Source organism: Rhodopseudomonas sp. RCAM05734, from assembly GCF_052658035.1.
Window position 1 is genome coordinate 1248829 of the sequence record NZ_CP199742.1, and the last position, 24178, is coordinate 1273006.

A 24178-nucleotide genomic window follows, 5' to 3' on the forward strand; every position below is an offset into this window, starting at 1 on the left:
CAGCACTTCGTGCTGCATCGCTTCCGGGACACGACAAATTACTTCCCCACCGTATACGGCCCGCCCTTGTCCAGCGCGCGTTGATACGCCGGCCGCGCATGGATGCGCGCGAGCCACGCCATTGCCTTGGGGTGGCCCTGCGCTAGGCCGGCGCGCGCCGAGGCGGCCTCAAGCGGAAAGCTCATTTGGATGTCGGCCGCCGTGAATTCGCTGCCGGCGAACCAGTCGCTCTTGCCAAGCTCGCTTTCCCAGAACGACATGTGGGTCCTGAGTTGCGGATCGACCAGCGTCGCCAGCGCCTTGGATGAGATCGCATTGACCAGCGGGCGCAGCAGCAGCGGGGCGCGTTTGGGCAGCATCAGGAAGATCAGCTTCAGCAGCAGCGGCGGCATCGCCGAACCCTCGGCGTAATGCAGCCAGTAGGTGAAGCGCAGCCGCTCCGGCGTGTTCGGCGCCGGAATCAGGCCACTGCCGTAGGTGTCGACGAGGTACTGAACGATCGCGCCGGATTCCGCGACCGTGTTGCCGTTGTCGGTGATGACCGGCGACTTGCCGAGCGGATGGATGGCGCGCAGCTCGGGCGGCGCCAGCATGTTGGACTGGCGCTGGTAACGCACGATCTCATAGGGCACGCCGAGCTCTTCGAGCAGCCACAGCACCCGCTGGGAGCGGGAATTGTTGAGATGATGGACGGTCAGCATGGTCGATGCACCTCATTGCCCGGCTGCATTATTATCCGGGTGTTATTGACGCAGATATGATCCGGGTATAAATAGGCGTGCTAAACCCTCATGATCTGAAAGCCTTACCATGGATCAGGCAGCCGCAGGCCCGTTCACCGCATTCTCCGGCCACCACCGCCTAGCCTCCGGGCGGCTTGCCGAGGTGGCGCTCGCGGTCAAGATCGCCTCGGCGGGCGAGGCGCCGCCGCCGATTGTGATCTTCGACGACTCCACCGGCCGCTCCATCGATCTCGATCTGCGCGGCAGCCACCGCGAGATTGTGGCGCGGCTGACGCCGCCGGCCGAGCCTCCCGAGGTGGATGCGGTGGCGCAGCCGCGCGGACGCGGTCGGCCGAAACTCGGCGTCGTCGCCCGCGAGGTGACGCTGCTGCCGCGGCACTGGGAGTGGCTCGGCGCCCAACCCGGCGGCGCTTCGGTGGCACTGCGCAAGCTGGTCGAAGAGGCCCGGCGCGTCAACGCCGACAGGGATCGTGCGCGCGCCGCGCGCGATGCCGCCTACCACTTCATGTCGGTGATGGCCGGCAACCTGGCGGGCTTCGAAGAGGCGACGCGCGCTTTGTTCGCCGCCGACCGAACGAAATTCGATACGTTGATCGCCGCATGGCCAGACGATATTCGCAACCACATCATCAAGCTTGCTTTCGGCGATCGGTCAGAACCGACGTCGCTATAGTCAGGTGGATCGGCTTCCCCGGCCGGACTGACTGACTCTCTCAACCTTTGTTCGCAAGGAATACGTCGTGCCGAACGCAGATCCGCTCTGGAAAAGATTTCTGGTCTTTCTGCTGCCGATGATGCTGAGCAACATCCTGCAGTCGCTGATCGGCACCATCAACAGTATCTATGTCGGCCAGATGATCGGCATCGAAGCCCTGGCAGCGGCTTCGGTATTCTTTCCGGTCATGTTCTTCTTCGTGGCCTTTGTCATCGGGCTGGGCGCCGGCGCGTCGGTGCTGATTGGCCAGGCTTGGGGCGCCGGCGAGACCGACAGGCTCAAGGCCGTCGCCGGCACTGCGCTCGCAGTGGCACTTCTCATCGCCGTGGCCATCGCCGTACTGGGCGGCGTCTTCAGCCGGCAGTTCATGATCGCATTGGCCACGCCGCCGGATATTCTCGACGATGCCAGCGCCTATGCCCGCATCATGATGCTGACGATGCCGGCAACCTTTACCTTCATCCTGTGGACTTCGACCATGCGCGGCGTCGGCGACACGATCACGCCGCTCTGGGCGCTGGCGCTGTCAACCGTGATCGGCCTCGCGCTGACGCCTGCGCTCATCCGCGGCTGGCTGGGGCTACCGCCGCTGGGCGTCGCCAGTGTCGCCTGGGCCTCGGCCGTATCGACCCTGGTGACGCTGCTTTTCGTTGCCGTTATTCTTCGCCGCAGAAATCATCCGCTTGCGCCTGATGCAGAGCTGTTGCGCAATATCCGTCTGAATGCCGGGTTGCTGCGCAAGGTCTTGCGCATCGGCATTCCCGCAGCCTTGGGCATGGTCGTGATGTCGCTGGCGGAACTGGTGCTGCTCGGCCTCGTCAACGGCTTCGGCTCCAACGCCACCGCGGCCTATGGCGCGGTCAATCAGGTGCTGAGCTATGTCCAGTTCCCGGCGATGTCGATCTCCATTACCGTATCGATCTTCGGCGCACAGGCGATCGGCGCCGATCGCATCGACAGACTCGATGCCATCGTCCGTACTGGCCTGCTGATGAATCTCGTGCTGACCGGCAGCATGGTCGCGCTTGCCTATCTGTTCTCCCGCAACCTGATCGGGTTGTTCATCGTCGACCCGACAGTGCTGGAACTGGCGCAGCGTTCGCTGCACATCGTGCTGTGGAGCATGGTCCTGTTCGGCATGGCGACGACCTTCTCGGGAATGATGCGCGCCAGCGGCACCGTATGCGCGCCGCTGGCGCTACTGGTCTTCGCGATCGTCGCCATCGAGGTGCCTTTCGCCATCGTTCTCAGTCGCGAAATCGGCCTCGATGGCGTCTGGATGGCCTATCCGGCCGCATTCGGCTCCATGTTCGTTCTGCAGATGGGCTATTACATGTTGGTATGGCGCAAACGCGCGGTGCGGCGACTGATTTGAGCCGGCCCCGGATCATATTACGACCGTCATAAAGCGGTGGACGTTTCAGGTCTGCTGCGCCACACTGCGGCAACAACAAGATAACCCGGGAGGCCAACTTGACCGCGACATCCCCGCTCTTCCTGTTCGATTTCGGCAGCCCCAACGCCTACCTCGCCCATGAGGCGATCCCCGCCATCGAGGCGCGCAGCGGCGTGAAATTCGCCTATGTCCCGGTGCTCCTCGGCGGCATCTTCAAGGCCACCAACAACAAGTCGCCTGCCGAAGCGCTGGCAGGCATCAAGAACAAGCGCGAGTTTCACGAGATCGAGACCGAGCGCTTCCTCAAGCGCTTCCAGGTGCCACCCTATGTGATGAACCCGTTCTTTCCGGTCAACACGCTGAACCTGATGCGCGCGGCGGTCGCCGCCCAGCTCGAAGGCGTGTTCAAGCCATACATCGAGGCGGCGTTTCATCACATGTGGCGCGAGCCGAAGAAGATGGACGATCCCGAGATAGCGGTCGCCGCACTCACCGCGTCCGGACTCGATGCCGCCAAACTGTTCGCGCGCGCGCAAGAGCCCGAGGTAAAGGCCAAGCTTGTCGCCAATACGCAATTCGCCGTCGATCGCGGCGCGTTCGGCTCGCCGACTTTCTATGTCGGCGACGAGATGTTCTACGGCAAGGAGCAGCTGCGCGACATCGAGGAGCTGATCTCGCGCTAGACGTAGGATGGGTTGAAGCCGTCACGCGTCTGCGCGGCCGGCGAAACCCATCGACCGCACTCGCTGCAAGAGGATGGGTTTCGCAAGAGCTCAACCCATCCTACGAAAATGGAGAGGTCGATTGCAAAAGCGCAACGCAACCGTCGCGGTGATCGGCGCCGGCGATTTCATCGGCGCCGAGATCGCCAAAAAGTTTTCCGCCGAGGGATTTACGGTGTTCGCCGGGCGCCGTAACGGCGACAAGCTGGCGCCGCTGGTGGCCGAGATCGAGGCGGCAGGGGGCACCATCTTCGCGCGTTCGCTCGACGCGCGAAAGGAAGACGAGGTGACGGCCTTCCTCAACGACGCCGATGCCCACGCGCCGCTCGAGGTATGCATCTTCAACGTCGGCGCCAATGTCAATTTCCCGATCCTGGAGACCACCGAACGGGTATTCCGCAAGGTGTGGGAGATGGCCTGCTATTCCGGCTTCCTCGCCGGGCGCGAGGCAGCGCGGCTGATGCTGGCGCGCGGCGCCGGCAAGATCTTCTTCACCGGCGCGACCGCCAGCCTGCGCGGTGGCTCGGGCTTTGCCGCCTTCGCCTCGGCCAAGTTCGGCCTGCGCGCGCTGGCGCAGGCGATGGCCCGCGAACTCGGGCCGAAGAACATCCATGTCGCGCACCTTGTTATCGACTCCGGCGTCGACACTGCCTGGGTGCGCGAACGGCGCAAACAACTGTGGGGCAAGGAGGCACTCGACAATCCCGATTTGTTGATGCCGCCCGCCTCGGTCGCTGCGTCATACTGGCAGCTATACCAGCAGCCCCGCAGCGCCTGGACGTTCGAAATGGAGATTCGTCCATTCGGCGAAAAGTGGTAGGACGCTGATCGAATTGCTGGACGCGGTCATGCCCGGCCTTTGTGCCGGGCATCCACGTTCTTCCCAGATGTCGTGGATGGCCGGGACAGGCCCGGCCAGGACGGAGAGAAACAGGAACAACTCATGCGTATTCTCGTGGTTGGGGCCGGCGCGATCGGCGGCTATTTCGGCGGCAGGCTGTTGCTGGCCGGCCAGGACGTCACCTTCCTGGTGCGGCCGAAGCGCGCCGGCGAACTCGCCAGCGCCGGCCTCGTCATCAAGAGCCCGCATGGCGACGTCGTGTTGAAGAACCCGCCGACCGTTCAGGCCGACCAGCTCACAGACAAGTTCGATGTCGTGTTGCTGAGCTGCAAGGCATTCGATCTGGACGATGCCATCGCCTCCTTCGCGCCCGCTGTCGGCCCCGGCACCGCTATCATCCCGCTGCTCAACGGCATGCGCCATCTCGACGTGCTGGAAGCGAAATTCGGCGCCGACGCGGTGCTCGGCGGCCAGTGCAAGATCGCCGTCACGCTGAACGAGGCGCGTGAGGTGGTGCAACTGGCGCCAATGCAGTCGCTGTCGTTCGGCGAGCGCAAGGGCGGCAGTTCGGACCGGGTCAAGGCGATCGCCGAGGTCATGGCCACGGGCAAGTTCGACGGCGTCGCAAGCGCCACCATCATGCAGGACATGTGGGAGAAGTGGATCTTCCTCGCCACCATCGCCGGCGCGACCAGCGCCATGCGCGCCGCAGTCGGTGACATCGTGGCTGCACCCGGTGGGCGCGATTTCATTCTCGGCGTGCGCGACGAATGCAGCGCCGTGGCGTCCGCCAACGGTTTTACCCCCCGCACGCCATTCCTCGAAAGCAGCGGCGCCATGCTGACGGCCGAGGGTTCGAAGATGACGGCATCGATGTATCGCGACATCCTCAACAACGCGCCCATCGAGGCCGACCAGATCATCGGCGACCTGATCGCCCGCGCCGACGCCGCCAAGGCACCGGTGCCGCGGCTGCGCATGATCTATACGCACCTGAAGGCCTATGAAGCGCAGCGCGACTAGGCGCTTAACCGCCACGGGTGGAATTATCTGTAGGATGGGTAGAGCGACGGCCGCGCTTGCGCGACCGTCGGCGAAACCCTTCGCGACATCGCCCGCTATCGATGGGTTTCGCTTCGCTCTACCCATCCTACGCGATTGTGAGTCGCTCCCTACAAATGCGCGAGGTAGTGCGCCAGCGCGTCGATCTCTTCCGCGCTGAGCGGATAGGCGACGTCGGCCATCGCCGCCATGCCGCCGCCGGAGCGCACGCCGGACTTGTAGTCATGCAGCGCCTTGCGCAGATAGTCCTCGCGCTGGCCGGCGATCCGCGCCACGCCCTTGGTCCCGGCATAGGTGTCAGTGTGGCACGACGCGCAGCGGCGGCCGGCGGCTGCCTGGGCGCCCTTCGCCGACAGATCCGGATCGGCATCCGGCGTCTTGTCCTTTTTCGGCGGCAGCGACGCGAAATAGGCACCGAGATTTCGCACGTCCTCATTGCTGAGGGTTTCGATGATCGGCTGCATCGCCTCATTCTTGCGGGTGCCGCTGCGGAAGAAGATCGGCTGCCACTGGATGAACAGATCGGGTTGCCCCGCCAGCGACGGGATATTTTCGGTCTGCGAGATACCGCCCTCGCCATGGCAGGCGGTGCAGACCTCGGCCTTGGCCTTGCCGGCGGCGAGATCCGCGGCGTGGATTTTGTCCAGGTGGGTGAAGAACAGCAAAGGAAGTGCAGCGAGAACCAGTCGGAGTCGCATGAGGGGCATTTCCATTCAAACTTAGAAGCTCGTCATCCCGGGATGCGCTTCGGACGGCGACGCCGGCCGGAGTGCAGACCCGGGATCTCGAGATGTTCAGCCACTTCGGGATTCCCCGTCACTCCAATTGGAGTGGCTGAGGTTCGCGCGCAGCTTGCGCTGCGCGCGTCCGAAGTGACAACGGTCACTTCTTGTAGCTGATGCGGTAGATCGCACCGGCCCAGTCGTCGGCCACAAGGATCGCGCCGTCCTTGGCCATCACGATGTCAGCGGGACGGCCGAGATAGCCCTGATCACCCTCGATCCAGCCCGAGGCGAACACCTCCTGCTTGGCGTTCTTGCCATCCGGCCCGACCATCACCCGCATGATCCGCGCGCCCTGGTACTTGTGCCGGTTCCAGGATCCGTGCTCGGCGATCAGGATGTTGTCCTTGTACGCGGCCGGAAACATGCTGCCGGTATAGAACTTCATGCCGAGCGGAGCGACGTGAGCGCCGAGGTTCAGCACCGGCGGCGTGAACTCCGAACACTTGTGGCCCATGGCAAATTTCGGATCCGGCATATTGCCCTGGTGGCAGTGCGGATAGCCGAAATGTTCGCCGAGCTTGGAGATCATGTTGAGCTTGTCGCTTGGCGTATCGTCGCTCATCCAGTCGCGGGCGTTTTCGGTGAACCAGTATTTTCCGGTGCGCGGATCGATATCGCCGCCGACGCTGTTGCGGACGCCGAGCGCCACGATCTCGGCATTGCCGGTTTTCGGATCGACACGACGGATCTGCGACAGCGAGGTCGGCGGAATGCCGATATTGAACGGAGGTCCGAACGGCACGTAGAACCAGCCGTCCTTGTCCGCGACCAGATACTTCCAGCCGTGGGCGGCATAGGACGGCATGTCGTCATAGACCACCTTGCCGTCGCCGAGCTTGTCGAGATTGGCCTCGGCATTGTCGTAACGGATCAGCTTGTCGATATCGATCACGTATAGGGCGCCATCGCGGAACGCGATGCCGGTGGGCATCTTCAATCCCTTGATGACGGTCTTGACGTCCTTCTTGCCGTCTTTTTCGGTGATGGCGTAGACGTTGCCGAGACCGAACGAGCCGACGAACAGCGTGCCCTTGTCGCCCCATGCCATCTGCCGCGCTGCCAGCACGCCTGACGCATAGACCTCGATCTTGAAGCCCGCCGGCAGCTTGATCTTCTTCATCATGGTGGCGAGTTCGGCCTCCGACGAGCCGGTCGGCGGTCCGGATGGCGGTGCCAGCCCCTTCTGGGCTTCGGTCTCGTCACCGAGGAACCAGTCATCCGGCGGATGAGTCCAGAATTCCTTTTTGCCGGATTCGTATTTCTTGAGTTGTTGCTGGGCGCTGGCCTGGCTGATCCCCGCGATGGCGATGATGGCGGCGCATGCAAGCACGGATCGACGGAACATCGATGGCATCGTGTCACTCCCTGGGCAGCTCGTTGCGGCTGCAATGTTTTATTGAACGTACGAGACGAACCTTGTTGGTCTGGCTTAGCCCGACGGCGCGATGCTACCACAAGTTCTGCAAGCGCCAAGGGCCACCACGATCAGGCAATGCTGCACGAGCTGGCACTTCGTTGCATTGCGGCAATAGCGGATCCGCGACGCGTCCCTTTACTTGGTTCGGGTCACCGTGATCCGCGCAGAACCCTGATTGTTGCGATAGAAGCGATCGTACAACCCCGGCACACCGATCACTGCATCGTTGACGAAGATGAACAATTCGCCATCGCGAGTCGGGGTCATGTTGAAGCGAATGAGGGGATCGGTCGGATCATAGAGATAGAACGCCTCCTCCCCGCCCGTCCTGCCATAGCGGAAGACGACCTCGAACCAGTCCTCGAACAGCTCACGTCGTAACGGAACGGCCGCGTAGAACAGAATGGACTTGAACCAGCCGGCCGACGGCAACGGCGATGCCCCGGCCTTGACGGCAATGCCTCCGTCGGACCAGTCCGCCGTCGGCACCATCCTGATATTGTATTTGGTCCGGCCACCCTTCAGCATCACGCCGGTGGCGTGACAGAATTCCGCAGTCCTGAACTCCACCGGCAAATCCACGCTCTGATTGACGTCGAGATGGATCGTCTCGGCTGACTCCTTGCAGGTCGCTCCCCAGACATCCTGAATGTTGAACAGCAGGTGGCTGGCGATCGCGAGCCCCAGATACAGGAACATCACGGCAAAGACGAACGGCGCGACATGGGATTTGGCGCCGGTGAGAACCGCGGAATACACCGCGCTGCTGCGGATCCGGTAGAGCAGGCTGCTCGGCAGGCCGCCGGGCGCGCCGGGCCGTCGTAGCCAGATGGCGCCCATCTTTCCAGACGTCACGCCGGCGATATGGCTCCCGAGATAGAGCAGACCGGCAACCAGCGCGACCGAGAACAGGAAAAGGCCAGGCTCCCGGGCATAGCCGTCGATCCAGAACCGCGCATGGGTCGGTAGAAAGCCCTGAAAAACACGGAGGATGTCGGAGGCCCAACGAAACCGGCTGTTCAGCTCGTCGACGGGCTGGGCGTCGCGCACCAGAGGAAAGATCACCAGCCACAACGTCGCCGCCACCGTCAGGAAGTAGACGGCGCGCCGCTTCCAGATTTCATTCCAGACGTGTTCCTGCGCCAGCGCACGCTCGGCCGCGGCCGCATTGCTTTCGAATGGCCGGCCATCCGGCGAGAGAGTGAACTGGTCGGGCGTTACGATCTCGCCATCGTCCTTCACGACATCGTAGAGCGGCGGCAGGCCGACCGGGGCATAGGCATGGGCGCGATTGCCGATGCGCTTGAAGACGCTCTCATGAATCTTGGCACGGCCGACCTGCACCTCGTCGCCTTCGCCCTTGGCGGCCTGCGGATAGAAGTCAGGCACCAGCTTGCGCGGACCGTAGCGGTAATAGCCGCCCATTCCCTTGCGCGGATCGTAGAGCCGGCCATCCTTGTCGCGCTTCGAGATGGCGTTCTTGAACGTGTCGGGATCGGCGATCATGGCGCCGGGCGGCGGCGGTGCGGGCAGCAGGCCTGAGTAATCCGTCTTGAACCGCAGACCGCAGCGCTGCGCCTCGACAATCATCCAGACCAGCGCGACGTAAGCGAGCGAATCGTCGGGGTAGCCGCCACCGACATTCGAATGCACGCCGGGAAACCAGACCTGCGCGATGCGCTCGGCCGCGACGGTGCGGTTTCCGGCCGGGCTGGCGGCGGTGGCGTTGTCTTCGCGCCACGGCTGCGGGTGAAAGGTCGTGCGCTCCTCGTCGAGCGCCAGCGCCTGCCGCGCCCAGGTGACCTTGTCGCTCAACTGACCGTCGGGAAGCTCGATCGGCCACAAGTACTTGTGAATTCCGTCGTTCATCTCCTTCACCGGGAAACCGTAGGCGGAAACGGTGTCCCACACCCCGATGAAATGAATTTTCGCGACGGCATCCTTCTTCCCGACGGGCGGATAGACCGGTCCGAACTTGTTGCGAATATATTGATAGGGGCCTTCGAGCAGCAGCCGCTTGTAGCGATCCTTGCGGTAGGCGCGATAGGCGGCACTGGCGAGACTGTGCAACTCGGCTTCGTTGTCCGATCTCACCAGCCCCTGATTGGCAATCACGCCCATGACAATGCGGATCGTGAAAGCGCCGCGGCTGAAGCCGAAACCGAACAGCCTGTCGGATTCGTCGCGGTAGTTGCGGCAGGCGAACTTGTAGATTTCGATCACATTGCGCCGCAGCCCGAAGCCGAAGGCGCCGCCGAGAATCGCCCACGGCTTGAACGAGGACGTGCCGACGCCGTCGTCGTAATAGGCAACCTGGTCAGACTCCGACAGGTCGAGCGCCTCGAAGATGCGCCAGACGTTGGTTCGCCAGACCTTGGCCGACGAATTGCCGGTGCCGTCCGACAGCAGGACAATGTTTCTGCCCATCAACGCCTCCCCGAACGACACGACCGACCATTGCCCGCAGGCGAGGGAGGATCATCTCGCCGGGCGGCAAATTCAATCGCCCATTGTAGTTGGAACGAGGATCGCGCGGCGGTCTGTGAGGCAGCGCACACTACAGTTGGCGCGGCTGGCCCGTCTGGCCGATGGCGCACTCCAGCGCCCCGCGATCCCACCCGGCAAGATTGGCGGCGGCTTCGTAGGTACTCTGCAGGAATTGCATCAGGGCGGCGTCGGGATCGGCGGCGGTGCGAACCGCATCGTAAGGCAGAATGAATTCGCCGAGGTCCTTGCTGAAGAATGCCGCATCGGGCCGCACCGGCGCATCGGCAAAGCCGGCCGGCGCCGGATAGGCGTAGGAATAGAAGGCGGGATAGTCGATGGCGCCGCCGCCGGGCCAGAAGCCGGCGCTGGAGACCTCGTGCGAATAGGCCTCGCGCGCGACGGCGTCGGCGAGATGCGGCACGCCACCTGGATGCGGGGGTGCGCCGCGTCCGGAAAACCGCGTCACCGCCAGATCAAAACTACCCCAGAAGAAATGCACCGGACTGGCTTTGCCGATGAAGCCGGTACGGAATTGCTTGAACACGCGATCGGCCTGCCGCAGCACCTGCCCGAACCGCGCAACAGCATCGGGATCGTAGGACGCATGGACCGTATCGGCACCGAACCGGATCGGATTGGCGACCTCGTTGGGCAGGTCGTCGATGCTGACGGAAATGTCGAGCTCCGCCAGCAAGGCGATCAGTTCGGCGTAGAACGCCGCGACGCTCTGCGCCCGCAACGGCAATTGCCGCTGTGGCCCGTCGCTGGTGGTGATTAGCAGGACGTGGTCGACCAGATCGAAGGCGAGTTCGAAGCTGCGATCGCCGTCGGGGATCGGGGAGGTCGTTAGTCCGCGCGCGGTGACATAGAGCGCCACGTGCCACGAATGGTTCAGCCACGGCGTGCGCGACAGCCTGATCTTGCCGACGATCTGTGTCCACAGCTGCAGCGTCTCGCAGCTGTCGCGCCATGCCGCATAGGGCAGCGCCGGCCAGCCGCCGCTCAAAGAGCCCCTCGGCTGAGATAGTGCCAGGCCACGGCCAGCACGATCAGGCCGATGAAGATCAGCGCCACCGGCAGCTTCTTCTTTTCGCGCGGCGGCGGCGCGCTCGGCTTGATCTTGCGGAAGGGCGTGACGTTGTCGTTGTTGTCGGGCATTTGTCTCGTTCTCGGAGCGGACTTGATGTCGGGAGGCGTTCCGGTGCCGCCGAGGCGAGCATAATAGCTCCGGTAGACGATCCGGATGGTGGTGTCCGCGGCAGCGGACTCAGCGACCTTGTTCTGTGCCAGCAAGGCGCGATAGCCGGCGAAGAAAGCCTGGGCCTCCTGCGGCAGGGCGTCGATGCTGTTGAGCTTGGCCATCATCAGCCAGGTCGCAAAATCGGCCCGCGCCTCGTCATTGGCGCGCTTGGCAATTTCGAGATTGGAATCGGTTGTCGCCGGCATCGCGCGCCCCACCCTGAGGATCGGATTGTCTGCCCAACGTGGGACGATTTCAAGCGGCGCGGCTTTGACCTGGCACAAACGAGCATGACGCCGGGCAATGATGACACAAACGACAAGGCCGCCTTGCGGCGGCCTGTCATGGTGTCGTGTTAGATCGTCTGAAGTGCCAAGAAAGTTCTGGAGCGGGCGAAGGGATTCGAACCCTCGACCCCGACCTTGGCAAGGTCGTGCTCTACCACTGAGCTACACCCGCATCCGAGAAGCTGGCGGCGCGTTCGCGCCGCCGACGCGCAGACCTATGCCAAATGCGGCACGCGAATGCAACAGCAAGACTGCTCTTCGCACGCAATCGGTTAATCGGACCAAATTGGGCGGTATTTGCCGAATTCGGCTGAAAAGCCGCTCAAATCATGGAAATTGCGCCTGTCGGGCCGAATCGCCCGCCGGTCGGCCTGTTCCAGCCGATTGTAAAATGACGCGGCGAGCGCCATTTAAATGCCGGGCCATGCTAGAATCGGCCAAATCTTTCGACATCAGACGAGGTTCACGTGACCATTATGGAACAGGGCGGCGCAGCGCCGCAGGCAGCCTCCGGTCTCATCAAGGAGACGACCACCCAAAGCTTCGTGAAGGACGTCATCGAGGAATCCAAGCACCAGCCGGTGCTGATCGACTTCTGGGCGCCCTGGTGCGGCCCGTGCCGGACTCTGACCCCAATCATCGAAAAGGCCGTGATGGCCGCCAAGGGCCGGGTCAAGCTGGTCAAGATGAACATCGACGAGCACCCTGACATTCCCGGGCAGATGGGCATCCAGTCGATTCCGGCCGTGATCGCCTTCGTCGATGGCCGACCGGCCGACGGCTTCATGGGCGCGGTGCCGGAAAGCCAGGTGACCGCCTTCATCGACAAGCTCACCGCCGGCATGCCGGGGGCCGAGCCCACCGTGGCTGAATTGCTGAAAGAAGCGGAAACCATCCTCGCCGAGGGCGACGCCGCCGGCGCCGCCGCCGTCTATGCCGAGGTGATCGCCGCCGACGCCGCCAGTATCCCGGCGCTGGCCGGCCTGGCGAAGTGCTACGTCGCCACCGGCGCCCTCGAGCAGGCAAAACAGACGCTGGAGCTGGTGCCGGCCGCGAAGCGCGAGGATGCCGCGGTCAAGGCCGTGCAGGCGGCCATCGATCTGGTCGAACAGGCGGCTGCGCTCGGTCCCGTCACCGAACTGGAACAGAAAGTCGCCGCAAATCCGTTGGATCATCAGGCGCGCTTCGACCTCGCGATCGCCCTGAATGCTGCCGGCCAGCGCCCGGAGGCGACGAGTCATCTGCTCGAGATCGTCAAGCGCGACCGCAAATGGAACGAGGACGGCGCGCGCAAGCAGCTGATCCAGTTCTTCGAGGCGTGGGGACCGACCGACGAGGCCACCCTCGACGGCCGCAAGCGGCTTTCCACCATTCTGTTTTCCTGAGCAATGGCGACTTCAGCATCGGAACCGGACATGGCGATCAATGCCGACTATCGCGGACCCGGCGATCTGCCGGAGGTGATTCCGGTCTTCCCGCTGCCCGGCGCCCTGCTGCTGCCGCGCGGCCAGATGCCGCTGAACATTTTCGAACAGCGCTATCTGGCCATGGTGGATGATTCGTTCCGGGACGGGCATCGCCTGATCGGCATGATCCAGCCCGATGTCTCGCACTCCCCCGACGAGGACAAGCCGGCGCTGTTCCGGGTCGGCTGCGTCGGCCGAATCACCCAGCTCGCCGAAGCCGGCGACGGCCGCTACATCCTTGAACTGACCGGCATCGCCCGTTTCAAGGTGCTGGAGGAGCTTTCGGTGCTCACGCCTTACCGGCAATGCCGGGTCGACTACTTTCCCTTCGTCGACGATTTCACCGCGCGCAAGGGCGAAGAGGCGGTGAACCGCGAGGCGCTGCTGGAAGTGCTGACGGACTTCCTCAAGGCCAATAATCTCAAGGTCGACTGGGAAGGCGTGGAGAGCGCGCCGAACGAGGCGCTGGTCAATGCGCTGGCGATGATGTCGCCCTATGGCGCCCCGGAAAAGCAGGCCATGCTGGAAGCCCCGGATCTCAAGACCCGCGCAGAAATCCTGATCGCAGTCACCGAGATGGACCTGGCAAAAAAACGCACCAGCGGCGACCCGCCGCTGCAGTGACTGCCCGCGCGTCGTCGGCTTCCGATGCGTCGCCCGGCGAATTGTGTTGCGCCGGCATCCTGATAAAATACCAAGCTTGATCGTTCGAGTTGCCGGAGCGCGCCCATGACTGCCACACCCGTTGAACGCCTCGAAGGCACCGTCGATCCGAAATTGCTGGAAATCCTGGTGTGCCCGCTCACCAAGGGGCAGCTGGAATTCGATGCGACCCGGCAGGAACTGGTCTCCCGGAAGGCGAAACTCGCTTATCCGATCCGCGACGGCATCCCGATCATGTTGCCGGAAGAAGCCCGCAAGATCGATTGAGCACGTCGTCCCGGCAAATTCGCGCGCGAGCGCAGGCCGGGACGACCGCTACAGCGCCTCGCCCTTCAGCAGCCGCGGCACTTCGCCCGACAGTCCGGCGGCCTGGCGGATGAACACGCTCTTCAGCGGCGGCAGGCGATCGACAAGGCCGAGACCAATGTCGCGTACGCTGCGCAGCAACGTCGACTTGTTGGAGAACAGCAGGTTCAGCGCGTTGGTGGCGACACCCATCGCCATGGTGTCGAAGCGGCGCCAGCGCTGGTAGCGATCGAGCACGTCGGCCTGGCCGAAGTCGATGCCGAGGCGCGCGGCATCGACGATGGTCTCCGCCAGCGCCGCCACATCCTTGAGGCCCATGTTGAGCCCCTGCCCGGCGATCGGATGAATCAGGTGCGCGGCGTCGCCGACCAGCGCCAGCCGCTCGCCGATGAAGGAACGCGCCACGAAATAGCCGAGTGGAAACGCACGCGGTCTGTCCAGCGCCTTCACCTCACCGAGATGCAGGCCGAAGCGCTGTTCGAGTTCGGTGTGAAACTCGTCGTCCGGCAAGGCCGCGATGCGCGTCGCCTCGCTGCGCGTCTCGGTCCATACCAGCGACGAGCGCCGCCCGGTAAGCGGCAGGATCGCGAACGGACCTGCGGGGAGAAAGTGCTCTTCTGCGCGGCCCTGATGGTCGCGCTCGTGGCCGACGGTGACCACGATGCCGGACTGGTCGTAGTCCCAGCCGTGGGTGGCGATGCCGGCGCGTTCGCGCAGCTTCGAGCGCGCGCCGTCGGCGGCAACCAGCAGGGCCGCCTCGATCACACTGCCATCGCCGAGCGTGACGCTGATGCCGTCGGGGCGCGAATCGAAGGTGGTCACCATGGTCGGCCGCAGGTCGACGCCCGCGGCTTCCGCGCGGGTCACCAGCGTATCGATCAGAAGTCGGTTTTCCACCATATGGGCGAACGGTTCGCCGGGTTCGACATTGCCCGCAAAGGTCAGAAACACCGGCCGCGTGGCATCTTCGAGCTTGGAATCGGTCACCACCATGTCGAGGATCGGCTGCGCCTGCGCCGCCACCTCGTCCCAGACGCCGATGGCGCCGAACAGCCGGCGGCAGGCGGCGACGATGGCCGTGGCGCGCTGGTCGCGGCTTGGCCGCGCCGCCAGCGCCGGATCGGCAACGATGATCGGAATGTCCGGCCCAAGCCCCTGGCGCAGCGCCAGCGCCAGCGCCAGTCCGGCGAACGCCCCGCCGCCAATCACGATGCCTCGTTGCGATGCCATGTCAGACCGATCCGTACTCGCTGTTGCAACAGGCTTATAGCTGGGCGAAACAGGAACCGAAACAAGGGTGCACGCGGTATCTTGCCTTCCGTGCCTGCAACCGCGACCGGATGACGCCGATGTCCAAGAGCCTGATCGACCTGCTGGATATTCTCAACCTCGAGACCCTCGAGGTGAACATGTTCCGCGGCACCAGCCCGAAGACGCGTTGGCAGCGGGTGTTCGGCGGTCAGGTGATCGGCCAGGCCATGGTGGCCTCATGCCGGACCGTGGAAGGTCGCTTTCCGCACTCCCTGCACTGCTATTTCATCCTCCCGGGCGACCCCGCCATCCCGATCATCTATGAGGTCGAGCGGCTGCGCGACGGCAAGAGCTATTCGACCCGGCGCGTCACTGCGATCCAGCACGGCCAGGCGATCTTCTCGATGATGGTCTCGTTCCATGTCAGCGAGCCCGATTCCTTCGACCATCAGGACCAGATGCCCGACGTGCCGCCGCCGGAAAAACTGTCCGCCGAGGAACTGGCCAAGGATCCAATCATCAACCAGATGCCGGAATTCATCAGGCGCTATTACGAGTCCGATCGTCCGATCGAACTGCGGCCGGTGGAATTTCAGCGCTATTTCGGCACCGCGGTCCCCGATGGCCGGATCAACATCTGGATCCGCACCGCCGCCAAGCTGCCGGACGATCCGGCGCTGCACATGTGCGCGCTCGCCTATGCTTCCGACTTTTCGCTGCTGGATTCGGTAATGGCGCGCTACGGCCGCACGTTGTTCGATGGCAAGGTGATGGCGGCGAGCCTCGATCACGCCATGTGGTTTCACCGCCCGTTCCGTGCCGACGAATGGCTGCTCTACAGCCAGGACAGCCCCAGCGCCCAGGGCGGACGCGGGCTGGCGCGCGGGCTGATCTTCAAGCCCGACGGCACACTTGTCGCGTCGGTGGCGCAGGAGGGCTCGATCCGCGAGCGGCGGGAGAAGCCCGCGACCTAGCCGGCCCCGATCGCCTCTCACTGCGCAAAGCTTTGGCGCCGCGATAGATTCCGCTTATTTTCCACGCGCCATGCCGATATAACTGGCATAGATATACGTCACGTTCCCGCCTTGGCGGGCGCCTGGGGAATTGCACAGGAAGCTTTCATGAAATTGGTCGTTGCGATTATCAAGCCCTTCAAGCTGGACGAAGTTCGCCAGGCCCTCACCGCCATCGGCGTGCACGGCATGACCGTCACCGAAGTGAAGGGTTATGGGCGCCAGAAGGGCCACACCGAGATGTATCGCGGCGCCGAATATGTGGTGAACTTCCTGCCCAAGCTGCGGCTCGAGATCGCGATTGCTGCCGACCTCGCCACCAAGGCCGTCGAGGTGATCACCTCCAGCGCCCGGACCGGCCAGATCGGCGACGGCAAGATCTTCGTTGTCCCCATCGATCACGCCCGTCGGATTCGGACCGGCGAGACCGACCGCGACGCACTCTGAGGCACGGCGCTTTCGCGCGACAGTCGCCTTGATGACCGGCGGCGCCAGGACCGCACCCTGTCAGGTTGCTCCAGTGAGAAAAACACGCCCCGGTTAAAACGGCCTCAGCTTTGCGCAGATTTGGCGGAATGGCGGATAGGCGCATATTATATTACCATTCAGCTGCCTTCCCCATAAGCACGAATATGTCGACAGCCTGTCGTGGCGCTATTTTGATCGGGGCTGCGTAATTCTTGGGCGCGACCGAATAGCGCACCCGGGGCCAAACCCCCAAAACCTCGAAAAGCTGGGCGTTCAGAGACCGTTAGGAAATTCCACCGATCTGGCACGGCATTTGATTCTATCTGGGCTGGCTGTGCCCGCGTAGTGATCTTCTCCGCGTGGTGAACCTCAGTCGAGATCGCCCGGCCGTGTTGGGCCCGGGCACAAGCGGGGATAGGACCCATGAAAATTGTTATGGCGATCATCAAGCCATTCAAGCTTGAGGAAGTCCGTGATGCTTTGACCGCCATCGGCGTTCACGGTTTGACGGTGACGGAAGTGAAGGGCTACGGCCGACAGAAGGGCCATACGGAAATCTATCGCGGTGCTGAATACGCGGTGAGCTTTCTGCCCAAGATCAAGATCGAGGTTGCTGTCGCCTCGGACCAGGTCGACAAAACCATCGAAGCCATCACCACCGCGGCCAAGACCGGACAGATCGGCGACGGCAAGATCTTCGTCATCAACCTCGACCATGCGGTGCGCATCCGCACCGGCGAGGCCGATGCTGCAGCCCTCTGATTTCGCGCTCACCCTTTACCAATCAGGAGTATAAAAAATGACGTTCAAGCGTCCCTCTGGCGCGGGATTGGCGGCACTGGCCGTCGGCCTGTTTGCCGCAACCGCGGCATACGCCGACCCGACGGTCAACAAGGGCGACAACGCCTGGATGATGACCTCGACGGTGTTCGTGCTGTTGATGACCATTCCCGGCCTTGCGCTGTTCTACGGCGGCCTGGTTCGCTCCAAGAACATGCTCTCGGTGCTGATGCAGGTCTTCTACACAACCTGTATCGTCATGGTCCTGTGGGCGCTGTACGGCTACAGCATCACCTTCACCGGCGGTTCGCCCTACATCGGCGGCTTCTCCAAGGCTTTCCTGTCGGGTGTCACGCCTGACTCGATGGCTGCGACCTTCACTGCGGACGCCAATATCTCGGAACTGGTCTACTTCTGCTTCCAGATGACCTTCGCCGCCATCACCCCGGGCCTGATTGTCGGCGCCTTCGCCGAACGCACCAAGTTCGCGGCGATTGCCCTGTTCATGCCGCTCTGGGTGACGCTGATCTACTTCCCGATCGCGCACATGGTTTGGTACTGGGCTGGACCGGATGCCGTTGTGGCCGCCGCCAAGGCGCTCGCCGCAGCAGCTCCCGATGCCAAGGCAGCGGCGCAGGCCAAGCTTGACGAAGTCATGGCCGATGCCGGCCAGGTGTTCCTGTGGGGCGCTCTCGACTTCGCCGGCGGCACCGTGGTGCACATCAATGCCGGCATCGCTGGCCTGGTCGGTTGCCTGATCATCGGCAAGCGCACCGGCTACGGCAAGGACCTGATGGCTCCGCACTCGCTGACCATGACCATGATCGGCGCCTCGCTGCTGTGGGTTGGCTGGTTCGGCTTCAACGTCGGCTCCAACCTCGAAGCCTCCGGCACCGCCGGTCTGGCGATGACCAACACGTTCCTCGCCACCGCCATGGCGGCGATGTCGTGGATGTTCGCGGAGTGGATCACCAAGGGCCACCCGTCGCTGTTGGGTGCCGTGTCCGGCGCGGTTTCCGGGCTGGTTGCCGTCACGCCGGCCTGCGGCTTCGCGGGTCCGATGGGCGCGCTGGTTCTTGGCCTGATCGTCGGCGTCGTCTGCCTGTTCTTCTGCACCGTGATCAAGAACGCCATCGGCTATGACGACTCCCTCGATGTGTTCGGCGTCCATTGCGTCGGCGGCATCGTCGGCGCCCTGGCCACCGGCATCCTGGTCAACCCGGCCCTCGGCGGCACGGGCGTGATGGATTACGTGGCCGGCAAGATCGCCGACTACGACATGGTCACCCAGATGATCGCGCAGTGCAAAGCTGTCGCGACCACGCTGGTGTGGTCCGGCGTCGGCTCGGCGATCCTGTTCAAGGTCGTCGATGTCATCGTCGGCCTGCGCGTCAACGTTGAAGTCGAGCGCGAAGGCCTCGACGTCACCGAGCACACCGAGCGCGCCTACAACATGTAAGCGCCACGCCGCTGCGGACGATCGCATCGTCCGCAGCGAGCATCGGGGATCGGTTGGGGCACATACCCGGCAATGCTCCACCCGTCGAAGGGCTCCAGCGCAAGCTGGGGCCCTTCACCTTTGGGGCCCACCGCTGCCGCCACATCGGCCCCTGGAACCCGGCCATTTGCGACGCGGGCCGTCGATGGTTAATCGCGTCTTAACCTCGCCGTATCTATGGTGATTTGATCCTGTTTTGGTCGATCGCGAGTGGTCGATGGTTCCGAAAGTGCTGGCGCTTTACAGATGACAATGTCGGCTTCTTCCCATGCGGCGCCAGGCGTCGGCAGCTTGAGCGCGGCCGCTGCGGAGGGCGAACGTTCGCCATTCGCCCGGCTGACCGAGCTGTTGGCACCGTACCAGCCCGGCAAGCCGCTGATCACGCTGTCGCTGGGCGAACCGCAGCATCCGGTGCCGGATTTCGTCGGTCCCGTGCTGGCGCAGCACGTCGCCGAATTCGGCCGCTATCCCGCCGCCAAGGGCATCGAGCCGTTTCGCCGGGCCGCCGCGACCTGGATGGGGAAGCGTTTCGCACTGCCGCGGCCGCTCGATCCGGAAACCGAACTGCTCGTGCTGAACGGCAGCCGCGAAGGCCTGTTCCTCGCCGCCGTCGCCGCCGCACGTTACGTCGGCCCCCGCAAGGGCACGCCGGCGATCCTGCTGCCGAATCCGTTCTATCCCGCCTATGGCGCCGGCGCGCGCACCGCGGGCTGCGAGGCGATCTTCCTGCCGACCACATTGGCCAACGGTTTCCTGCCCGACCTCGACGCGCTTGATGAGGCGACCCTGTCGCGCACGGTGGCAATGTACATCGCGTCACCCGCCAATCCGCAGGGCGCGGTGGCCACGCCAGCCTATTTTGCACGCCTGCACAAATTGGCTCTGCGTTACGGCTTCATCGTGCTGTCCGACGAATGCTATTCAGAGATCTACACCCGGGAGGCCCCCGGCAGCATGCTGGAATCCGCCGGGCCGGACTTCGCCAACGTGGTCGCGTTCCAGTCGTTGTCGAAACGCTCCAACCTGCCGGGCATGCGGATCGGCTTCGTGGCCGGCGACAGGAAGTTTCTCAGCGCATTTCACGAGCTACGCAACGTCGCGGCACCTCAGGTGCCCGTGCCGCTGCAGCACGTCGCGGTCGCGGCTTACAACGACGAGACGCATGTCGAGGAAAACCGCCGGCTGTATCGGCAAAAGTTCGATCTCGCCGACCAGATCCTCGGCAACCGTTTCGGCTACAAGCGCCCGGCCGGAGGCTTCTGCCTGTGGCTCGACGTTTCCGCGCATGGCGGCGACGAAGCGGCGACATTGAAGCTCTATCGCGAGGGCGGCGTGCGGGTCGTGCCCGGAAGCTACCTGGCGCGGCAGCAACCTGACGGCAGCAATCCCGGCGCCGGCTATATTCGTCTGGCCCTGGTGCAGGACAGTGATACGACCGCCGAGGCATTGCACCGGCTGGTCGAAATTCTGGATTCATCGCAGGGCGTCAAGAGCACGACTCCATGAGCACCACGATCGAACGCGTCATTCCCCTGGTCGGACAGCTGCCCGCATCGATTCGCGAAATGCTGGCGCGACGGCTGCGCGAACTCGCGGGTCTCGGCCTGATCGGCGTCGCCGGCGTCGCCGCTGCGGCGCTGATGACCTGGTCGGTGCAGGATCCGAGCTTCAGCCACGCCACCTCTCGCGCAATCCGTAATATCGTCGGCTATCCCGGCGCCATCGGCGCCGATCTGCTGATGCAGATTCTCGGCCTTGGCGCCATCATGCTGATCCTGCCGATCGCGGTTTGGGGCTGGCGGATGATGACGCACCGCCATTTCGATCGCGAGGCGCTGCGCATCGGCTGCTGGGTCCTCTGCACCATCCTCGCCTCGGGTTTCGCCAGTTGCTGGCAACACGGCGGATCGTGGCCGCTGCCCACCGGCGTCGGCGGCGTGGTCGGCGACGCGCTGTTTCGCGCGCCTGCGGTGGTGTTCGGTCCGGTCGGCTTCATCTATCGCTTCGTGTTGGGCATCATCCTGTGCACGGCGATGACGGCGACGTTCCTGATCGCCTGCGGCCTCGGCGCAAAGCAGAAGGAAGAAGAATTCGCCGAGATCGAGGACGATGACGCGCCATTCGAACACGAAGACAACGACCGCGGTTCGGTGTCACTGGGCTGGGTCGTGCACGCCGCCATGAGTGCCAAGGCGCGGCTCGGACGCCTGCTGTCGACGATCTACGGTCTGATGGTCGCAAGTGCGCCGGAGAAGGGCCGCGCATCGTTCGAGCGCCAGGAGCCCAATCTCGGCGGCCGCCGCTCGAGCCCGCCGATTGCGCCGCAGAGTCGCGACGACGACGACGACATCGACGACGAAGCGATGGATGACGACGAGGACGTGGACGACGAAGAGCCGGCGCCTGTCGCCAGCACGCCGCGCAAGAAGCCGGCCCAAGAGCCGAAGCGCAAATCCGGCGGCACATTCGAACTCCCCTCCGTCAACGTGCTGACGGCGCCCCGCGCAGCCGATCGGCAGCCGCTCAGCAAGGCGGAGCTGGAAGCCAATTCACGTGCGCTCGAAGTCGTGCTGAGCGACTTCGGCGTGCGCGGCGAAATCGTCAAGGCGCATCCAGGCCCGGTCGTCACGCTTTACGAACTCGAGCCCGCGCCTGGTATCAAGTCGTCGCGTGTCATCGGCCTCGCCGACGATATCGCGCGCTCCATGAGCGCCTTGTCCGCGCGTGTCGCCGTGGTGCCCGGCCGCAATGCCATCGGCATCGAGCTGCCGAACGCGCACCGTGAAAACGTCTATCTGCGCGAACTGCTGACGGTGAAGGACACCAATGACGGCAGCATCAAGCTGCCGCTGTGCCTCGGCAAGAACATCGGCGGCGATTCGATCATCATCGATCTTGCACGCACGCCGCACATGCTGATCGCCGGCACCACCGGTTCGGGTAAATCCGTCGCCATCAACACCATGATCCTCAGCCTGGTGTACCGGCTGCGGCCGGACCAGTGCCGCCTGATCATGGTCGATCCCAAGATGCTCGAACTGTCGGTCTATGACGGCATCCCGCATCTGCTGACGCCGGTCGTGACCGATCCCAAGAAAGCCGTGGTCGCCCTGAAGTGGGCGGTGCGCGAGATGGAAGAGCGCTACAAGCGCATGGCCAAGCTCGGCGTCCGCAATATCGACGGCTACAATGCGCGCCTGCTCGAAGCCAAGGGCAAGGGCGAAGAACTCAGCCGTACCGTTCATACCGGTTTCGACAAGGAGACCGGCAAGGCGATCTACGAGGAAGAGAAGCTCGATCTCGAGCCGTTGCCCTATATCGTCATCATCGTCGACGAAATGGCCGACCTGATGATGGTCGCCGGCAAGGACATCGAAGGCGCGGTACAGCGTCTCGCCCAGATGGCGCGCGCCGCCGGCCTGCACGTCATCCTGGCAACGCAGCGGCCGTCGGTGGACGTCATCACCGGCACCATCAAGGCCAACTTCCCGACCCGCATCTCCTTCCAGGTCACGTCGAAGATCGACAGCCGCACCATCCTCGGCGAGATGGGCGCCGAGCAGCCGCTCGGCCGCGGCGACATGCTGTACATGGCCGGCGGCGGACGCATCAGCCGCGTCCACGGCCCGTTCGTGTCCGACGAGGAAGTCGAGAAGGTGGTGCGCCATCTCAAGAGCCAGGGCCAGCCGGAATATCTCGAGGCGGTCACCGCGGAAGAGCCGGCCGAGGGCGAGGATGGCGCGGTGTTCGACGCCACCGGCATGGGTGCCGATGGCGGCGGCGACCTGTTCTCGCAGGCGGTGGCGATCGTCAAGCGCGACCGCAAGGCCTCGACCAGCTACATCCAGCGCCGACTGCAGATCGGCTACAACAAGGCGGCCTCGCTGATGGAGCGGATGGAGAACGAAGGCATCGTGGGCCAGCCCAACCACGCCGGCAAGCGCGAGATCCTGATAGAGGAAGAAGAGAGCGGCTTTTGACAAGGGTGATCGCCCAGATCGACAATCCCCGCGCCGCGACGCGAAATCGCCACAGCGCCGGGTTAGCGCCAGCCGTTGCGACCGCGGACGCAGTGTTGCGGTCCCGCGCGCGTAAAGCGTTACCCGCTGGGGCGGGAAACGCGGTAAAAAGCGCCGTAGTTGCCGAACAGGACCACGCCTTGATGAGACGCGCGACCCATCTCGCCGGACACCGGCTTTCGCTCCATGGGCTGCGTTTCGGCGCGGCTGCGCTGGCCGTTGCATTTGGCGTCGGCCTGCTGGTTCCCGCGGCCTTTGCGCAGGCGATTCCGTTACCGAGGCCGGCGCCCAAGGGGCGCGGCGGTAATATCGTGCTGTCTGCGTCCGAGACCTCGCCGCGACAGCCGGTCATCAACACCGGTACGACCGCGGCGGCGGCACCCAATCCGGTGATCCCCGATCCGCGCCGCAACGTGCCGGCGAGCATCTTCACGACGTTCGACGCCACCCAGAAGGCCCAGGCCGCCAAAGTCAGCGCCTATCTATCGTCGCTCAGCACGCTGGTCGGGAACTTCGTCCAGGTGGGGCCCGACGGCAGCAAGACCAAGGGCGATTTCTATATCCAGAAGCCCGGCAAGGTGCGCTTCGAATATGACCCTCCGACCCCGATCGCCATGATCGCCGACGGCTCGTCGCTGGCGGTGCGGGACACCAAGCTGGCGACGCAGGACATCTATCCGCTGTCGCAGACCCCGCTGCGTTATCTCTTGTCCGACCGCATCGACCTGCTGCGCGATACCAATGTCGTCGCGATCACCGGCGACGATCTCTACACCTCGGTGACGATCGAGGAGAAGAATGCGCTGGTGGGCACTTCCCGCCTGATGCTGATGATCGGCACCAAGGACGGCCAGCTCAAGCAATGGACCGTCACCGATCCGCAGGGCTATGACACCACGGTGGCGATCTACAACCTCGACACCACGAAGAAGCCGGATCCCGGCATGTTCAAGATCGACTTCACCAAATATCCCACCGGCAACGGCAACAACTAGCTCTCTGACCCGGATAAGGGTTTC

Annotated in this window: 21 protein-coding genes, 1 tRNA gene and 1 pseudogene; 15 read left to right on the top strand and 8 right to left on the bottom strand. The window is 64.0% G+C overall.

What is annotated here, in order from left to right; all coding sequences use genetic code 11:
* Nucleotides 1-38 precede the first annotated feature (38 nt).
* Entirely contained in the window at nt 39-701 is a 663-nt protein-coding gene (locus ACUXVA_RS06080; RefSeq protein WP_265081093.1) for a glutathione S-transferase family protein, read from the bottom strand.
* A gap of 109 nt (nt 702-810) precedes the next feature.
* Between ACUXVA_RS06080 and ACUXVA_RS06085 the strand changes: the two genes are divergently transcribed.
* The 5 genes from ACUXVA_RS06085 to panE all read left to right on the top strand — a co-directional run bounded on the left by ACUXVA_RS06085 (nt 811) and on the right by panE (nt 5440).
* Nucleotides 811-1416, top strand: a complete 606-nt coding sequence (locus ACUXVA_RS06085; RefSeq protein ID WP_445491277.1) for a DUF2239 family protein — start codon at nt 811-813, stop codon at nt 1414-1416.
* A gap of 118 nt (nt 1417-1534) precedes the next feature.
* Nucleotides 1535-2833 (top strand): MATE family efflux transporter, encoded by a 1299-nt coding sequence (locus ACUXVA_RS06090; protein ID WP_265083910.1) that lies wholly within the window; start codon nt 1535-1537, stop codon nt 2831-2833.
* 98 nt (nt 2834-2931) lie between these two features.
* Nucleotides 2932-3537: a 2-hydroxychromene-2-carboxylate isomerase gene (locus ACUXVA_RS06095; RefSeq protein WP_265081091.1), complete on the top strand. Its 606-nt coding sequence runs from the start codon at nt 2932-2934 to the stop codon at nt 3535-3537.
* A 121-nt stretch (nt 3538-3658) separates the two neighbouring features.
* Nucleotides 3659-4396 carry an SDR family oxidoreductase gene (locus ACUXVA_RS06100; RefSeq protein ID WP_265081090.1) on the top strand — a complete coding sequence of 246 codons (738 nt, stop codon included), beginning with the start codon at nt 3659-3661 and terminating at the stop codon, nt 4394-4396.
* A gap of 123 nt (nt 4397-4519) precedes the next feature.
* Entirely contained in the window at nt 4520-5440 is a 921-nt protein-coding gene (panE, locus tag ACUXVA_RS06105) for a 2-dehydropantoate 2-reductase (protein WP_445491280.1), read from the top strand.
* 149 nt (nt 5441-5589) lie between these two features.
* On the opposite strand, the gene ACUXVA_RS06110 is transcribed toward panE, so the two are convergent.
* The 6 genes from ACUXVA_RS06110 to ACUXVA_RS06135 all read right to left on the bottom strand — a co-directional run bounded on the left by ACUXVA_RS06110 (nt 5590) and on the right by ACUXVA_RS06135 (nt 11867).
* A complete protein-coding gene (locus ACUXVA_RS06110; protein WP_445493250.1) occupies nt 5590-6186 on the bottom strand; it encodes a c-type cytochrome in 597 nt (198 codons plus the stop codon).
* Between the two features lie 175 nt (nt 6187-6361).
* The gene (locus ACUXVA_RS06115) at nt 6362-7618 is read right to left on the bottom strand and encodes a PQQ-dependent sugar dehydrogenase (protein WP_445491282.1); all 1257 of its coding nucleotides are present in this window, start codon (nt 7616-7618) and stop codon (nt 6362-6364) included.
* A gap of 198 nt (nt 7619-7816) precedes the next feature.
* Nucleotides 7817-10108, bottom strand: coding sequence for a DUF2235 domain-containing protein (locus ACUXVA_RS06120; RefSeq protein WP_445491284.1), 2292 nt, complete (start codon nt 10106-10108; stop codon nt 7817-7819).
* 130 nt (nt 10109-10238) lie between these two features.
* Nucleotides 10239-11174: a DUF5996 family protein gene (locus tag ACUXVA_RS06125; RefSeq protein ID WP_265081087.1), complete on the bottom strand. Its 936-nt coding sequence runs from the start codon at nt 11172-11174 to the stop codon at nt 10239-10241.
* Nucleotides 11171-11614 carry a hypothetical protein gene (locus ACUXVA_RS06130; RefSeq protein WP_445491286.1) on the bottom strand — a complete coding sequence of 148 codons (444 nt, stop codon included), beginning with the start codon at nt 11612-11614 and terminating at the stop codon, nt 11171-11173. The genes ACUXVA_RS06125 and ACUXVA_RS06130 overlap by 4 nt, the downstream gene beginning before the upstream one ends.
* Nucleotides 11615-11792: 178 nt before the next feature.
* Nucleotides 11793-11867 (bottom strand) — tRNA-Gly (locus ACUXVA_RS06135).
* 295 nt (nt 11868-12162) lie between these two features.
* Here ACUXVA_RS06135 and trxA point away from each other — a divergent pair.
* The 3 genes from trxA (at nt 12163) to ACUXVA_RS06150 (ending at nt 14091) form a co-directional block, all read left to right on the top strand.
* Complete coding sequence (trxA, locus tag ACUXVA_RS06140; protein ID WP_445491288.1) at nt 12163-13080, top strand: thioredoxin; 918 nt, start codon at nt 12163-12165, stop codon at nt 13078-13080.
* Between the two features lie 30 nt (nt 13081-13110).
* Complete coding sequence (locus ACUXVA_RS06145) at nt 13111-13785, top strand: LON peptidase substrate-binding domain-containing protein (protein WP_445491290.1); 675 nt, start codon at nt 13111-13113, stop codon at nt 13783-13785.
* A gap of 105 nt (nt 13786-13890) precedes the next feature.
* Nucleotides 13891-14091, top strand: coding sequence for a Trm112 family protein (locus ACUXVA_RS06150; protein ID WP_265081084.1), 201 nt, complete (start codon nt 13891-13893; stop codon nt 14089-14091).
* Between the two features lie 48 nt (nt 14092-14139).
* Here ACUXVA_RS06150 and ACUXVA_RS06155 read toward each other — a convergent pair.
* Nucleotides 14140-15369: pseudogene (locus ACUXVA_RS06155) on the bottom strand (ubiquinone biosynthesis hydroxylase); the annotation flags it as partial.
* A gap of 110 nt (nt 15370-15479) precedes the next feature.
* Between ACUXVA_RS06155 and tesB the strand changes: the two are divergent.
* The 7 genes from tesB to ACUXVA_RS06190 all read left to right on the top strand — a co-directional run bounded on the left by tesB (nt 15480) and on the right by ACUXVA_RS06190 (nt 24154).
* The gene (tesB, locus tag ACUXVA_RS06160) at nt 15480-16355 is read left to right on the top strand and encodes an acyl-CoA thioesterase II (protein ID WP_265081082.1); all 876 of its coding nucleotides are present in this window, start codon (nt 15480-15482) and stop codon (nt 16353-16355) included.
* Nucleotides 16356-16502: 147 nt separating this feature from the next.
* Entirely contained in the window at nt 16503-16841 is a 339-nt protein-coding gene (locus ACUXVA_RS06165; RefSeq protein WP_265081081.1) for a P-II family nitrogen regulator, read from the top strand.
* A gap of 444 nt (nt 16842-17285) precedes the next feature.
* Complete coding sequence (locus tag ACUXVA_RS06170) at nt 17286-17624, top strand: P-II family nitrogen regulator (RefSeq protein WP_068730208.1); 339 nt, start codon at nt 17286-17288, stop codon at nt 17622-17624.
* A 37-nt stretch (nt 17625-17661) separates the two neighbouring features.
* Nucleotides 17662-19101 (top strand): ammonium transporter, encoded by a 1440-nt coding sequence (locus ACUXVA_RS06175; RefSeq protein WP_265081080.1) that lies wholly within the window; start codon nt 17662-17664, stop codon nt 19099-19101.
* A 285-nt stretch (nt 19102-19386) separates the two neighbouring features.
* Complete coding sequence (locus tag ACUXVA_RS06180; RefSeq protein ID WP_445491295.1) at nt 19387-20646, top strand: aminotransferase class I/II-fold pyridoxal phosphate-dependent enzyme; 1260 nt, start codon at nt 19387-19389, stop codon at nt 20644-20646.
* The gene (locus tag ACUXVA_RS06185) at nt 20643-23120 is read left to right on the top strand and encodes a DNA translocase FtsK (protein ID WP_445491297.1); all 2478 of its coding nucleotides are present in this window, start codon (nt 20643-20645) and stop codon (nt 23118-23120) included. Before ACUXVA_RS06180 ends, ACUXVA_RS06185 begins: the two co-directional genes overlap by 4 nt.
* 182 nt (nt 23121-23302) lie before the next feature.
* Nucleotides 23303-24154 (top strand): outer membrane lipoprotein carrier protein LolA, encoded by an 852-nt coding sequence (locus tag ACUXVA_RS06190; RefSeq protein ID WP_265081078.1) that lies wholly within the window; start codon nt 23303-23305, stop codon nt 24152-24154.
* The last annotated feature ends 24 nt before the right edge of the window (nt 24155-24178 follow it).